Below are 536 nucleotides of genomic sequence, written 5' to 3'. Positions count from 1 at the left end.
TGCTCTGATACTCGTTATAGTCGTTAAAATCCTTTGGATCACTCCTGTGTGCTTCCGCATCAAGTATCAGTTCATAGTTCCATTCACAGACAATATCTATAACATCATCTATCGGGTATGGTTCAATTTCACCATTCTCCTCAGCTACATCCTGCCTGTACATCTTCCCATCTGAATCTATGCCAATGGCATAATCATGTCCTTCCATATAGTTAAGCAGAATTGCAGCATCTTCTATCGAAGGGTTTAGTAAGATATCAAATGTGTCTGCCCAGGCAATAAGTTCCTCTGGTTCTGCGATTATTGTAAGTTCTTTATCCATTGCTTTCCTGCACCTCCCTTATCCGTGTTTTGTATATCTCTTCCACCCACACGCCTGTCTGAATCTCTTAGGTTTACGGCTAGATACGCATTAGAGACATCTCTGTCCTAATGCCATCTAGTTAGGGAGAAAATCTCCCTAAAACCCTCTGTTTATGAAAGTGGGGGCGCTTTTTGCCCCCACTTTGCTACTTTGGGGGCGCTTTCTGCCCCCA

The 536-nt window shown here is 43.3% G+C and carries 1 pseudogene; it reads right to left on the bottom strand.

Annotated elements, in window-relative coordinates:
* A pseudogene (locus WMO38_RS15185) lies at window positions 1-322 on the bottom strand (multidrug transporter); the annotation flags it as partial.
* Window positions 323-536: the final 214 nt, after the last annotated feature.

It is taken from the genome of Lachnospira hominis (ex Hitch et al. 2025) (assembly GCF_040096395.1).
Classification (GTDB): Bacteria; Bacillota; Clostridia; order Lachnospirales; family Lachnospiraceae; genus Lachnospira; species Lachnospira hominis.
The sequence above is the reverse complement of the archived record's forward strand: the minus strand, read 5'-3'. Positions and strand labels throughout refer to the sequence as shown.